Annotated in this window: 15 protein-coding genes; 10 read left to right on the plus strand and 5 right to left on the minus strand. The window is 49.6% G+C overall.

The window, feature by feature from the left end; genetic code table 11:
• Nucleotides 1-40 precede the first annotated feature (40 nt).
• Both DFQ01_RS29190 and DFQ01_RS29195 read left to right on the plus strand, forming a co-directional pair.
• Nucleotides 41-1,087, plus strand: a complete 1,047-nt coding sequence (locus DFQ01_RS29190; RefSeq protein WP_110047462.1) for an acyltransferase family protein — start codon at nucleotides 41-43, stop codon at nucleotides 1,085-1,087.
• A gap of 96 nt (nucleotides 1,088-1,183) precedes the next feature.
• Complete coding sequence (locus DFQ01_RS29195; protein ID WP_110047463.1) at nucleotides 1,184-1,879, plus strand: phage adaptor protein; 696 nt, start codon at nucleotides 1,184-1,186, stop codon at nucleotides 1,877-1,879.
• Between the two features lie 55 nt (nucleotides 1,880-1,934).
• On the opposite strand, the gene DFQ01_RS29200 is transcribed toward DFQ01_RS29195, so the two are convergent.
• The 3 genes from DFQ01_RS29200 to DFQ01_RS29210 form a co-directional block, all read right to left on the minus strand.
• A complete protein-coding gene (locus DFQ01_RS29200) occupies nucleotides 1,935-2,753 on the minus strand; it encodes a BRO-N domain-containing protein (RefSeq protein ID WP_219993716.1) in 819 nt (272 codons plus the stop codon).
• Entirely contained in the window at nucleotides 2,750-3,016 is a 267-nt protein-coding gene (locus DFQ01_RS29205; RefSeq protein WP_110047464.1) for a hypothetical protein, read from the minus strand. Before DFQ01_RS29205 ends, DFQ01_RS29200 begins: the two co-directional genes overlap by 4 nt.
• A 133-nt stretch (nucleotides 3,017-3,149) precedes the next feature.
• Entirely contained in the window at nucleotides 3,150-3,332 is a 183-nt protein-coding gene (locus tag DFQ01_RS29210) for a hypothetical protein (protein ID WP_110047465.1), read from the minus strand.
• A gap of 113 nt (nucleotides 3,333-3,445) precedes the next feature.
• Here DFQ01_RS29210 and DFQ01_RS29215 point away from each other — a divergent pair, with 113 nt between their 5' ends.
• Genes DFQ01_RS29215 through DFQ01_RS29250 form a run of 8 tightly spaced genes read left to right on the plus strand, consistent with a single transcriptional unit; the run spans nucleotide 3,446 to nucleotide 11,851 of the window.
• Nucleotides 3,446-4,837, plus strand: coding sequence for a hypothetical protein (locus tag DFQ01_RS29215; RefSeq protein WP_110047466.1), 1,392 nt, complete (start codon nucleotides 3,446-3,448; stop codon nucleotides 4,835-4,837).
• A gap of 9 nt (nucleotides 4,838-4,846) precedes the next feature.
• Nucleotides 4,847-5,068, plus strand: coding sequence for a hypothetical protein (locus tag DFQ01_RS29220; protein ID WP_110047467.1), 222 nt, complete (start codon nucleotides 4,847-4,849; stop codon nucleotides 5,066-5,068).
• Nucleotides 5,052-5,840, plus strand: coding sequence for a hypothetical protein (locus DFQ01_RS29225; protein ID WP_110047468.1), 789 nt, complete (start codon nucleotides 5,052-5,054; stop codon nucleotides 5,838-5,840). The genes DFQ01_RS29220 and DFQ01_RS29225 overlap by 17 nt, the downstream gene beginning before the upstream one ends.
• Before the next feature lie 15 nt (nucleotides 5,841-5,855).
• Nucleotides 5,856-7,328, plus strand: a complete 1,473-nt coding sequence (locus DFQ01_RS29230; protein WP_110047469.1) for a hypothetical protein — start codon at nucleotides 5,856-5,858, stop codon at nucleotides 7,326-7,328.
• 12 nt (nucleotides 7,329-7,340) lie between these two features.
• The gene (locus DFQ01_RS29235; protein ID WP_110047470.1) at nucleotides 7,341-10,661 is read left to right on the plus strand and encodes a hypothetical protein; all 3,321 of its coding nucleotides are present in this window, start codon (nucleotides 7,341-7,343) and stop codon (nucleotides 10,659-10,661) included.
• Between the two features lie 15 nt (nucleotides 10,662-10,676).
• Entirely contained in the window at nucleotides 10,677-10,856 is a 180-nt protein-coding gene (locus DFQ01_RS29240) for a hemolysin XhlA family protein (protein WP_110047471.1), read from the plus strand.
• A 1-nt stretch (nucleotide 10,857) separates the two neighbouring features.
• The gene (locus DFQ01_RS29245; RefSeq protein WP_245946934.1) at nucleotides 10,858-11,100 is read left to right on the plus strand and encodes a hypothetical protein; all 243 of its coding nucleotides are present in this window, start codon (nucleotides 10,858-10,860) and stop codon (nucleotides 11,098-11,100) included.
• Nucleotides 11,078-11,851 (plus strand): glycoside hydrolase family 25 protein, encoded by a 774-nt coding sequence (locus tag DFQ01_RS29250; RefSeq protein ID WP_110047472.1) that lies wholly within the window; start codon nucleotides 11,078-11,080, stop codon nucleotides 11,849-11,851. Before DFQ01_RS29245 ends, DFQ01_RS29250 begins: the two co-directional genes overlap by 23 nt.
• Before the next feature lie 76 nt (nucleotides 11,852-11,927).
• On the opposite strand, the gene DFQ01_RS29255 is transcribed toward DFQ01_RS29250, so the two are convergent.
• Both DFQ01_RS29255 and DFQ01_RS31300 read right to left on the minus strand, forming a co-directional pair.
• The gene (locus tag DFQ01_RS29255) at nucleotides 11,928-12,185 is read right to left on the minus strand and encodes a DUF7667 family protein (RefSeq protein ID WP_342770021.1); all 258 of its coding nucleotides are present in this window, start codon (nucleotides 12,183-12,185) and stop codon (nucleotides 11,928-11,930) included.
• A complete protein-coding gene (locus DFQ01_RS31300; protein ID WP_174812458.1) occupies nucleotides 12,182-12,349 on the minus strand; it encodes a hypothetical protein in 168 nt (55 codons plus the stop codon). The genes DFQ01_RS29255 and DFQ01_RS31300 overlap by 4 nt, the downstream gene beginning before the upstream one ends.
• Between the last annotated feature and the right edge of the window lie 375 nt (nucleotides 12,350-12,724).

Genomic DNA, 12,724 nt, shown 5'->3' on the forward strand with positions numbered 1-12,724 from the left:
TGCTACGATTTGTATCAAATAAGGAAGGGGGAGTGCGAGGTTGAGTAAAAGCGATATCTATGGTCGGGTGAACAATCTCGACCTTCTAAGACTTATAGCGGCAACGGTTGTCATCTTATCCCATTCATTCGATCTATTTTTGGGGTCGAAAGAAAAGGAACCGCTATATTTGCTTACGAATGGTCAGGTTTCTTCAGGCAATGTATCAGTCATTATCTTTTTCTTAATCAGTGGCTATCTCATTACACAGAGCTATGATCGCTCTCAGGACCTATATAAATTCCTGAGAGCGCGAGTGCTGCGAATATTCCCGGCGTTGATCGTCGTGGTGTTGCTGACGGTGTTTATCATGGGGCCGTTTATAACGACATTATCGCCAAGCGAGTACTTCACTTCCAAGGAGACATACACGTACTTAACGATGATACTGCTGCATCCACTTGGTAATGGCGGTTATTTACCTGGAATCTTTACAAACAATGTTTTTCCGAGCGCTGTTAACGGCTCGTTATGGACATTGGAATACGAGTTCTTCTGTTACTTGGTTGTTGCGTTGTTTGGTTTTTTCCGCCAGTTAAACAAGCCGATCGCTGTGGGGTTACTTCTAGCAACTGTTGCAGTGGATCATCTGGAATTGTCGGTATCGTTGATCGATAACGCAGCTTACTTCTTATCGTACTTTTCAGCCGGAATGGTGTTTTACCTGTTTAGGGATTCGATAAAGTTGAGAGGCAGCTACTTCCTGATAGCACTCTTGCTGCTAGTCTGTGCCGGTTGGCTCGGGTACCTGAAAGAAGGACTCCTTGTGCTAGGAGCGTATGCTGTCTTTTACTTAGTGTTCGGAACAAAGTTCAAGTACCCGGGTGTTTCGAAGCACGGCGATTTCTCGTACGGGATGTATATATTCGCATTCCCGATTCAGCAGATTCTTTCTGAGAACTTTGAGTTGAACCCTTACATCGCCTTTATCGTATCCGCATTGATAACGTTTGTGTTTGCATATGCGTCATGGCATCTGATCGAGAAACGAGCGATGAAATTCAAACGGGTACGAGTTAACAAAGTTCTAATCGAAAAAGCAATATAGCACTAAGCCGCCTGATATCGGGCGGCTATTTTATTGGTGTGTGCAGGCGGGCGCTCTTCTGAGCGTCTTTTTCTTTTTGGAAAGGAGGATAAGTCAATGCCGACTATACAACAATTGCTAAACACAATTGATACAACCTATCGTAACAGTTATTCAATAGCTCAAAAAGTGGAATGGATGGATGTTACTCAGTGTCAGATTTTTCAGAAGGTGCCGAAAGAGGCGCCTCCGGATACATTCCCAACCCAAGCCGGTGTTGCCTTCTATCAACTTCCGAGTAACTGTGATCGATTTGGTATCAAGCAAGTGATGATCAAACGATCAGTAGGCTCAAGCGGATTCTCTACTCTGCCTTACTTATCGATTGAAAGCGGAGAACAGATTGGCTCAGCTACACAGTTCTATTCATTACTAGAAGATCAGCTTTTTATTAACCCGATGCCGACCGAAACGGATGAAGGAAAAGCCATTTACCTTATTTACAATAAACGGCCTGCAGCATTGTCAGCATCCGATCTTACGGTGACTCCTGATTTAGAAGAGGACTTTCAAGAACTGCTTGTCCTCGGTTGCTTGGAGCGCATTGCCCGGGCCCGAGGCGAGATCGATGATAAGAACAACTTTGCCACGGATTACAATGCGTTGTTAGCTGACTATGAGCGACAGTACAAGCTACGGCAGCCGGAGTATTATACGCCCCGTGATGTGTTGCCGCGTCGTCGTGGACAATGGAGCGGTGGACGAGGTACAAGGAGTTCATCTGTGGCTGATCTAATCCCTTCCGGGTTGTAAGGCAAAAAAAAGCAGAACGATTTCTCGCCCTGCTCAAACTCTGTAATTATTAGTCTCATTTAGATTGCTCTTGTTGAAAAAGTGCCATCAACACTTCTTTACCTTTCTCATTGAAATAAAATGGACGTTTATGGGGATCGCGGTGAATTCCAGCCTTGGAATAAGAACCGAATTTCAACGCATACAAACCATACTTAGTGGCTAGTGTGTTTACAAATTTGGAATCTTTTCCTATCATGTGTCCAATGTCATCAAGACTATACCCACCAATGGAACGACGTTCGGTAGTGATGCTAGACAATTTTCGGGTACTTGTCGCTGGTTGCTTCGGTGGCGAAATAATATCATCTTCAATTGACGCAGGAATCTTAACACCTAGTAACCCAACAGCTTCTTCAACAATGATTTGAACTGACTTGTTCGGTAGGTGGCGTTTAAACTTATCTGCTACATCAATAAGTACCTTAGCACGTTCAATTTCCGTTACTGTAGGCTCCATCGGTTGAGGAGGTACATTCTGAACCAGGACGGTTTTACCTTTGCGCAAATTTTCCAACACTTCATACACCCAGTCAAAGAACGCGTTGGCCTTTGGTTGTCGGCTCCATCGGCATATTTCGTATATGCCTTTGGCGTTGTAGATATAGGTATCATACAACTTGCCATCAGTACCTACCAACTTGGTAGTTACTGAAAACATATCTAAACGTTCTTTGTTACGGGTATGGATCTTTGTAATTGCAGTTAGCGGGACAGTGTAATCCAAAGCCCTGCCAATCTGTTCACGGGTCATCCAAATCTCGTTATCGTCACCATAGAAGTCACATTGGATACTTCCGAAATTATCACTCTTAACCAGTGTCAAGGAATTCACAGGGCATTCCTCCGCTCAAGCTTATCAAATGATTCGACGGTATGTTTGCCATCGTTTGCAATGAGCTGACCATCCTGAATTCCTTGCTGATAAGCAGATCTTACATCTAACTTATTAAGCCATTCGAGTGAGGAGCAGACGTCATCAAGCAGGGAGTGGTCTAAACCAAACTCCTCCATAATCTCAGCGAGTCGATTAAAGTTGTCCGCATAGGAGTCGTAAAGTTCTTCATACGGCGGATACTCGGAGATCTGTTTTTTCATTGTAACCCTCCTGTTTTCAGCAACCATTGCCGTTAGGAGGACAAACCTGCTATAATAGCAGTAGCACACCTTTGGGTGATTGCTTTTGTGGTAGGGAAGCCGAATCTCTTAGCGGGGTTCATCGGCTTCCCTTTTAGTTTTGCATTTTTTTCAAGATGAATTTGACTTCCTTCTCGACTGTAAACTCGCCGTTGATGTATCCTTGCATGAATGCTTCAAGAACGTCATTCATTTTGTCTCCGTTAATCGTGCAAGATTCTTTGAAGTGTTTTTGGATCTCATCGTCGATTGTTGTGGTAAATGTTCTTCGTGCCAAGTGCTGTTCACCTCCTTGGCTATATATTACATGCTCCGAAACATGTTGTCAAACATGTATAATAAGTTTTAAATAACTTTATTTGTACCCTTGTACAGATCGAGGTGAGCAGGATGGGCGCAATATACAGCGGCACAACGAACCGAAGCAATAGAGCGGAGCAAGATTTCAGTGGAGGGCTCAACAATGGGCTCTCCACTTTTGATTTGAAGGACAATGAGAGCGCAGCAGAGTATGGCTGGGACACGGAACGGCATCCTGCACTCACAACACGGAAAGGTCGTTCATCGTATGGAGCAGCCGGTAGCGGCGCAACACGGCTGATGGCCAACTTCGGGAATGCGTATCTCGTCCGCGCCGTAGGTTCAACGCTGCAGTATGACAACGCTGGGACGTGGACAAACATTACGGGCACATGGGCCGATGCCGACTGGGACGCGACGAACTTCAATGACCTGCTGCTATTGGTCAATGGCACGCAGCTGAAGAAGTGGAATGGCACGTCACTATTAAACATCAGCGGCAGCCCTCCTGCAGGCGCTAAGTACATCACGAACGATAACGTGCGTGTCTGGATGGCGGTAGGCGATGTGCTGTATTACAGCGCCTTCCAAGATCAAGATGATTGGACGAGCGCGGAAAACAGCGGCAGCGTGCAGTATTACACGCCCAACGGCGGCGACATCACCGGGCTGAAAGAGTTCTACGGTGACAAGTGGGTTTGGAAGAAGGACAGCATGGCGGTCATCAAGGGCACGAACTATTACAATTACGCGCTCGTATCCGTCAGCAACGATATCGGCTGCATCTCTTCACGAACAATTGTCGAGGTAGGCGACACGATATATTGGCTCGGTGAAAACGACATCTATGGACACCAAGGCGGCAAGCCGTTCGCCATTGGCGAGCGTGTTCGTGGGCATCTCAACAACTTGAATCGCGGGGCATTGGAACGGTGTTGCGCGTTTACGGACGGTATTCGCTATTACCTTTGCATAGCGACTGGAGAGTACGACGAGCCAAACGTAAGGCTCATGTACGATCCGCGCTTCAACATATGGCGTGAAGTCGCGCATGACGAAAGTTACCGTTACGCTGGGCGAATCAACAACCAAACGTATGTCGGAGATGCAAACGGTCAAACGTACAAGATTAATGACGGCACGGACGACAATGGAGCCGCTATTCCTTGGAGTATTGTGACAAAGGTGTTTGACGAGGGGTATGCGGAAGCTGAAAAGCAGTACAAGGAACTTCATCTGCAAGGCACGTTCCCCGTTGACACGTCGCTCACCGTGGAGTATAGCACTGACCAAGGATTGACGTGGACGACGATCGCTTACAATCCAGCAGGCGGCGCGGACATTGCACAGAGCCGCAATATGATTATTCCGCTTGACACGCTGCCGCTAACGAACTTCGCACAATTCAGACTTTCAGGCGTTGGCCCTGCTGAAATACAGAAGATGCAACGATATTTCAAAGTCTGCCGCGTGCAGCGATAGGAGGCTTCTATGGAACTGACACAAAAAGAGAAGGATGCGCTGATTGATAGCCGCGTAAGAACGTACAAGCTACGGATTTATGATGCTGAACTAAACCTCGCTGCACTGAGGGCGACTAACTCATCTAAAGAGCAGATAGCGGCACAGGAGAAGAACATTGCAGGACTGCATGCCGCGATTGCGGCAGTTGAAGCAATGAGAGGCGGCGACGGCGATGTGTCCGACTCCTGATTTGCCGCAGCTGGCAGATAATCCGAGTAGTCAACAACTTATTGATTATGTCGTAAAGCTTCAGCGCGACTTGGATTGGCTGCTGCTTAATCTTGACGATCTGAACGTCCGACGCATTACAGCAGATTCGATTTACACAGGGACATTGGACGCCAATGTCGTGACGGTTCGAAGTGACCTAGATAGCGGCTTCATTCAAATCGATGGCGATGGTATGGTGGTAAACAACGGTTCCTACAACACGTTTGAGGTCGATATTAACGGCAACGTAACTATGACCTCAGCGCGAATTCGAAGCGCTGAAGGCTACCCGTACGTTGAACTGAACTACGACGACAACCTGATCGGTGCATATTCATCTGAAAATGATTGGATTAAAGTCGTACCTTTCGGTACCAATGATCGCCCCGCCATTATCTTTGGTGCGGGCGATTTTGTTGTGGGTGAAATTGAGGCACCGGAAGAGATGGAGATCAAAGGATTGTGGGGGTTGAATCTCTGGTCAGGGACGGGGCCTATCAAGCTTACAACGCAAGGGCTCGAAGGCATTCAGTTCGACTCGTGGAGCGAACTTCGCAGCGTGGCAGCTGGACAATCGCTGCAAACTGCGCTCAATGCCAAGGCGACAGTTGGAAATGCAACCTCGGCGGCTGGCGGTCATAATCACGGCATTCCTCCTGGAACGTGGTTAGCCACGACAACGGACGGCGTAACCGTGAGCGGGCTTGTCTCTTGGTCCGCAGCGACAGGCCACACGCATGATCAAACGTAAGGAGGGGACGCCGATATGGCAAGTGCTCAAGACACAACGGGCATGATCGGAATACGTTCAGACCTCAATGCCAAGGGGATCGACAATAGCCGCATCGGATACAGCAACGGCTATGTCACGATCGACGGACAGAACTTCATTAAGCCGACAACGGTTAGCGGTGGCGTATCCTACGCGGACCCTACGGCATACAACAACACGTACAACACCTACAACACCTATACGTCAAACCAAGCGACGAAGACGGCACAGGACAATTACCTCAGTGCTCTGAACAATACAACGACGAACCCATATGATCAGCAAGTTTCGGATACATTGGCCTCCTATTACGACAAGTTGACGAACCAAACGCCTTACGACGTGTACAACAGCGATGAGTATGCAGCCTATCAAGCGCAGGCTGACCGGGCGGCGCAGAAGTCAACACGCGCGGCGCAGGAGTCAATGGGCGCTTCTGGATTTGGTCGTTCGACCAACCTTGCCGACCGGGCTCAGAGCATCCAGAACGACGAGAACGAGTACATGCAGCTGCAGGTTGTACCGCAGCTGCAAGCGGCTTATGATTCGAAGCAACAGCAGCAGCTTGCGGCGCTGGGAACGTATCTCGACGCGCTGACTGGACAACAAGGACTTTACGACACGCGGACTCAGGAAGGCATCAATAACCTGTACAATGCGGTTAACTACCTTAGCGGGCGCAGTGACCAAGCTTACCAAACGCAGTACCAAGCGGAACGTGACAAGGTTACGGACACGCAGCAACAAGAGTTGCTTGAAATCCAGCAGGCGGCACTCACCGGCATGTACAAAGGCAAGCAAACAACCGCCGCACAGCAGCAAGCGTTTGAAAATGCGTGGACAGAGTCGGTGCAAATGGGTAAAGTTTCGGATTCGCTTGCGAATCTCACGGGCATTCCAGCCGGTACGTTGCTTGAATCGACCCGTCAGTTCAATGCGAATCTCGCTGAACAGCAAGCAAGCCGTGCACAAACAGCTTCTATTGCTGCTGCTGACCGGGCGCAACGCGCGTCGGACAATGCAGCTGATCGGGCTTTGCAAGAGAGACTTGCAGCGAACAAAGAGAGTGACCAAAACGCGGCAAGTACAGGACTCACCGCTGCTGAAAGACAACAAGAGGGCAGCGCCCTATTGTCCGCGCTTCGGGCGGGCGAGTTAACCCCGGCACAGGCGTGGCAACAGATTCAAGACGATTTGTCACTCGGGCTATATAGTGCCGAGGATGCTAAGTATCTGCAAGGCATTGTTCAGCAAATTGCGCCGTCGACACAGGCGCCTGCAGCTACTCAGGATCAAATCGCGGCATCGGGCGCCAAGAGCGACAAGGAAGTGGAAGCAGAGGCTAAAGCGAAAGGCTATCCTACTCTCGATTACCTCTCGTGGTATAAGTCAGCGAATGGCCGACTTGGCGGCGTAGACTTCCAAACGTGGCAAAGCCTGTACGGTCCTCGCCTAACACAAGGTTAAGGAGGGAATGAAATGCCGTTCTCCAGTGGCGTTCGCAATAAATGGAGTCGTCAGAGTTCTAGTTCAACTGATAAGGATGACGACCCTTCAGCAGCCGTGCAACGGCAAATCACAAACGCCCGCACCCGTCTACAGGATGTGGGCGTTAACGTTAAGACAGACACCGACCGCCGTAATTGGTTCGAGAAGGCAACGAATTTACCAGAAGGTCAGAACTTCATATTCGATGCTCTGGAGCTCCTAGGTAGGCCATCTCAAGCCATTCTCGGCATGCTGAACGAAAAGCAGACGGGCGGTGACAAGTTCGGTGAGGCAGCATGGAAGGGATTCAGCGGGCAGGAGAGGACGCATGGCTCTGACCTGATGGAGCGCGCTGGCGTTCACAACAAGCTTATGAAGGCAGTTCTAGGAACGGGGCTTGAGATTGCGCTCGATCCGCTCATGTATGTACCTGGTGCTGCGTTCACCAAGGTCGGTAGAGGAGTTGCCGATGCAGCGAAAGGTCTAGGCAAGGTATCATATGGCACATTGGAGAAGCTTCCGGCCTTCGGTCGCTTCTCCGAGAACACGCTGCGGCCAGCTGCCCAAAAGGCGAAGGATGGTCTCGGCTATGCTTTCAATCGTGATTACCGCATAGATGAAACCCTTGGCGGGCAGCGCGGTAATAACTTCTTGCGCGATCTGGGTGAGGAGACAGAGGCAACAAGGCGCTATATGGCTGACGAGTCTATGCGTAAGGTCGTGGATGCTGCGAAGTTGGCAGGTGGTCTCGATGCGGGTGCGGATGTTGGGCGGATCATGGAAGCACCTCTAAAGCAGTTCGAGGACATTCAAGCGTTCGAGCTGCCAGGCGGTGGTACAACGACGAGTAAGCGAGAGTTGCAGAATCGAATCGATGATAGCCGTAACCGCATTACTGAACTCGAAGGTGATTTGAAAGATAACTTCTACACACCTAAGAGCCTTGAACAGATGGCGGTTGGCGATAAGGCATACCGTATAGGTGAGAATGGTAAGCGCCTAAAGGGGGAAAAGGCACTCGAGATTGAAGAGGTTCGAAACGGATCGGCAGGGAAGGAGATCCGTTTCAAGGATGAAGATACTTTTATCCCCGCGAACAGCGTGAAGCCTCTTGGCGTATCGAGAACGACGGAGCTTGGCGGTGTTAACAAGCAAATCGCCGATACTGCCGATCAGCTAAGCAGGCTTGATAAGCAAATCAGACGACAATATTTTAGTAGAGAGAATGCAGCACTCCGACAACTGGCTGGGCGTAAGAATAAGCCGGTTAACATCGACGAACTTGCGCAAAGCCGAGCCTTCTCACAGGTGGGTGCTAGTCCAGCATTTAATGTGATGTTGAAGCAAAGGGACGAGCTTAAGACACAACTGAACGATCTGCGTACGCAGGCGACCGGCTTGAAGGATAACACTGCTGCTCAGATTAAACAGCACCAGGACGACATCGAACAGTTCACAGCGTCGAAGCAAAATCCAATCATCGAGCAACGCGAGATACCACGCGCCGAACGAGAATTGTCTGATGACGTGAATGTTAGAGAAGCAGCACGACAACTGACGCGGAGCAATGATGAGATTCGGCAGTATGCGCTTGACAACGGCATCCACATCAGCGAGATGGAAGGATATATGAAGCACGTCCTCTCCAAGGCTGAACGTGAATCGCGTCAGCGGCGAACCCCAGCTGGTGTTGATCGAGGTGCTGTTGGTACAGGAAACCCGAATAAGAAGGTTGTGAACGCTCGTGAATTGAGCGGTAGCGCTGAGGACATCAACGAACAAGTAGGTCGTGAGTTCTTCAACCCGAATGCGTTCTTTTCAACCGCGATCGGTCAGAAGCAGCTCATTGACTACGTTCAGGCTGTGCAATTCCGACGTAAAGTGCTGAGCAATCCCGACTTCGCAACCAAGTACAAGAAGGGGATGGATATCAAGCCGAATCAGGTCGTCATCGATACGAATAATTATAAGTTCATTAAGGCCGGCGAAGAGGTACCAGAGGGAGCGACGGCGCTAGCTGATGAAGTCGGTGGCGAATACCTAGTGACGAAGGCAACAAAGAATGCACTCGACCGTTACCAAAAGCTAACATCGGACGAAGGTATACAATCGATGCTCAAGTCCTATGACGCAGTGCTGAACAACTGGAAAAAGCTAGCGTTGCTGTCTCCTGCATACCATGCCCGCAACTTGGCAGGCGCGATGTTCAATAATTACGTGGGCGGCATGAGTATGCCAAACCTTGTTAAATACACATCAGGCGCGGCCAAGGATGTAGCTGACGCGCTGAGGGGCAAAGGCGGCGAGCTCTTCGAGGAATACCGTAAGCAGGGTCTAGGTGCCGAAGCGCTATCCAAGGTAGATTTCGTGCGTAGTGTCGATCCAGAAAAGGCGATTGAGAAATCCGTACAGCGCGGTGAACAATCCTTCCTGAGACGTGCAGTCAATTTGCCAGAAACTAGCCGTGAGGCAGGTGCTGTCGTAGACCAGGTCTCGCGCTTCGCCATGTACAAGTGGGCTCGTGATAAAGGGTTAACGCCTCAGCAGGCCGCGGCGAAGGTAAGAGAAACGCAGTTTGATTACAACAAGCTATCGAACTTCGAACGGGAGTACGTGACTCGGGCGGTGCCGTTCTATCGGTGGATGCGCAACAACATTCCATTCCAACTGAAGCAGATTACCTCGGACCCACGCAAATATGCAAAGGTGAATACGGTTAGGGAGAATGCACAGGATGCAGTCGGGCTCGATGAAGAGACGATGCCGGATTATATGAAGGAACAGTTCGCGCTTCCTGTCTACGGCAATGACAAGACGGGCACGGGTAAGATTCTCGGCTTGAACCTGCCGCTCGGTGACTTAACCCGGTTGGACGATCCGCTCAAGCTGCTTGTCGGATCAGTTAACCCACTGCTGAAACTGCCGGCTGAATTATCCCTGAATCGCAGTTTCTTTACGAACAAAGAGATTAAGAAGTACGAGGGAGACAAGACGAACTATAACTTACCTGGCACCGCCCTTGATTTCGGTATTGATCCGAAGCTCAATTACGTGCTTGAACAGCTTGGCGGACAGCCGACTCGTATGGCAACGACGACATTCAAGGATCAAGGAGATGTCGATCAGGCCGATCAGGCGCTAAGACAAACGCTTGGCATATCCTCGCTGCTGAAAGATTACGACGTGAATAAGTACGATTATTACAAGCTACTGGACGAGCTCAGTAAGCTACAAGATTACATTCAATATATAGAGCAGCAGCGAGGACAAGATGTGCGTACGATCAGCGAGATAAATCGGGCTGCGAGGTGAGGAGCGGTGGGGGACATGGCAAATGAGGATTACTTCCCAGAGATACTGCAGCGGCTGACACGCATCGAGGAGAATACAAAGAATTTGAATGATAAGGTGAAGGACCTTGAGGATGATCGTAAATGGCTGTGGCGTACGACGTTCGGCAGCATCATTGTTGCCGTGCTAGGATTCTTCTACCGTGGAGGTGCTTAAGTTGGATACCGATCAAATTTTAATGCTTACACCATGCGTTGCCGCACTGGTTGGTGTGCTGAAGCAATACAAAGTACCGCGCCGTCACTACAATGTGGCGGCGCTTGCTTTTGCTGCCATGTTTGTTGTTGTGCCGGACGCAGTGCAGTCGACGCTCGCGGCTATCGTTGTTATTGGTCTTGGTTCGGTTGGTTTGTACAAGGTTTCTAAGGGGGATTCCGATGCAAGCGAAAGCAGCAAGTAACATTAAAGTCATTGACGTGTCGCACCATCAAGGGGCGATCGACTGGGTATCTGTCAAAGCGGATGGCGTACAAGGGGCGTTTATCAAAGCATCAGAAGGCCGCACGGGAGTCGATACCAAATTCAGCACGAACGCGAAGGCGGCAGTGGCGGCAGGCGTGAAGGTTGGCTTCTATCATTATGCGCATCCCGAAAACAATAGCGCGCTGGTCGAGGCGGCAAAGTTCGCAGATACGGTGAAGGGGTATGCTGCTGACTTCCCTCACGTCTTGGATGTGGAAGGTGATGCGGCAAGTGTTGGCGGTGGGAAGCTGTCGGCGTGGTGCGTGGCATGGCTTCAAGAGGTGGAGCGACTTACTGGGCATCCTACAATGATTTACACAGGTGCCAGCTTCGCGAAGTCGTATCTCGGCAATCAGCTGGCGTCGTACCCGCTGTGGATCGCTCACTATGGCGTAAGCACGCCTATGGCGAATAGCACATGGGACAAGTGGTCGGTGTTCCAATATACCGATGTAGGTAAGGTTAAGGGGATCAGTGGCAACGTGGATACTAATGCCATGGAAAAGTCTTTCTTCGAAAAATATGTTGTAGAGGAGAATGAGTATATGCTTACACCAGAAGATGCAAATGCAATCATTAAATTCCTGAGCGCAGGCTATGCGGCGACCGTGCAGATCCCAGAAGCGAAAAAAGAATTCAACCGCTTGGCGAACGAGTTGCGCAAAGCAAGTGGACAAGCAACACAGTAACAGCGAAAAGCGCAGCATCTCGCTGCGCTCAGTCGCATACCCTATTAATGGAGTTTGGTGCCTTGACCTCTTGGGGTCAGGGCTTTTTTATTTTTGATGCATGCGGGTCGTCTGCTAGTTCGTCGATCTCACGGCATAACTCGTGTTGCCATTCGGTGTCGTTGATCATCGAGGCCATGAGCGAGAGGTTCTTGAGCCGAAGCATCTCCCAGATGTAATTGGCGTTCTGCTGGAGACAGTGGTCGAGTTCTTCAATCTCATCATGTCGAAGCTCGCGCGTCTTGTTGACGGTGCAGATTTCAGCCATGCGAGTATGGAAAGACTTCATGATCATAGTAAGATCACCCCACAAATAATTAGTCCTGCGATAACGATTCCCCACGCCGCCAAATCCTTCATGGCTTCTGCTTGCTCATTGACCTCTTCCTCGCGTGCCCTGATGCAACGTATCCGATTGCCGTCAGATTGGTACTCATAGCGATAGACTGTTTGCTTCATTACCGAATCACTCCTCATTGGGTTATAGCACATCATACGTCATATAGACGTAAGAGATGACTGATTTATACGTCTAATTGACGTAGATTTTTGCCGTGGAATTGGTGCCGTGTTTGGTGCCTAGAAAACGGTGCCGTAAAAGCAATTGGTGCCGCGATGGTGCCGAAATGAGAATTCAAGTTCGTGGATGATTGTGGACAATCGGGGAATGCGAAAGGGAATTTGTTGTTTTCATTGAGGATTAGTAGCTAATCATGTATGATAGTAAACAGGGAAATAAATATATGTGATGTTAAACCCACTCGGAATATTATCGCTGGAAGCCTTGATTTTACTGGGCTTCCAGCGCTTTTTATTTGTAAGTAGAACGGGAAT

The sequence above is a fragment of the Paenibacillus cellulosilyticus genome, from assembly GCF_003182255.1.
Lineage (GTDB): Bacteria > Bacillota > Bacilli > Paenibacillales > Paenibacillaceae > Paenibacillus_T > Paenibacillus_T cellulosilyticus.

What these genes read in the sequence shown, in the direction of transcription:
- DFQ01_RS29195 (WP_110047463.1), top strand. Translation starts at nt 1,184, where the DNA reads ATGCCGACTATACAACAATTGCTAAACACAATTGATACAACCTATCGT.
- DFQ01_RS29205 (WP_110047464.1), bottom strand. Translation starts at nt 3,016, where the DNA reads ATGAAAAAACAGATCTCCGAGTATCCGCCGTATGAAGAACTTTACGAC.
- DFQ01_RS29215 (WP_110047466.1), top strand. Translation starts at nt 3,446, where the DNA reads ATGGGCGCAATATACAGCGGCACAACGAACCGAAGCAATAGAGCGGAG.
- DFQ01_RS29220 (WP_110047467.1), top strand. Translation starts at nt 4,847, where the DNA reads ATGGAACTGACACAAAAAGAGAAGGATGCGCTGATTGATAGCCGCGTA.
- DFQ01_RS29225 (WP_110047468.1), top strand. Translation starts at nt 5,052, where the DNA reads ATGTGTCCGACTCCTGATTTGCCGCAGCTGGCAGATAATCCGAGTAGT.
- DFQ01_RS29230 (WP_110047469.1), top strand. Translation starts at nt 5,856, where the DNA reads ATGGCAAGTGCTCAAGACACAACGGGCATGATCGGAATACGTTCAGAC.
- DFQ01_RS29235 (WP_110047470.1), top strand. Translation starts at nt 7,341, where the DNA reads ATGCCGTTCTCCAGTGGCGTTCGCAATAAATGGAGTCGTCAGAGTTCT.
- DFQ01_RS29240 (WP_110047471.1), top strand. Translation starts at nt 10,677, where the DNA reads ATGGCAAATGAGGATTACTTCCCAGAGATACTGCAGCGGCTGACACGC.
- DFQ01_RS29250 (WP_110047472.1), top strand. Translation starts at nt 11,078, where the DNA reads ATGCAAGCGAAAGCAGCAAGTAACATTAAAGTCATTGACGTGTCGCAC.
- DFQ01_RS29255 (WP_342770021.1), bottom strand. Translation starts at nt 12,185, where the DNA reads ATGATCATGAAGTCTTTCCATACTCGCATGGCTGAAATCTGCACCGTC.
- DFQ01_RS31300 (WP_174812458.1), bottom strand. Translation starts at nt 12,349, where the DNA reads ATGAAGCAAACAGTCTATCGCTATGAGTACCAATCTGACGGCAATCGG.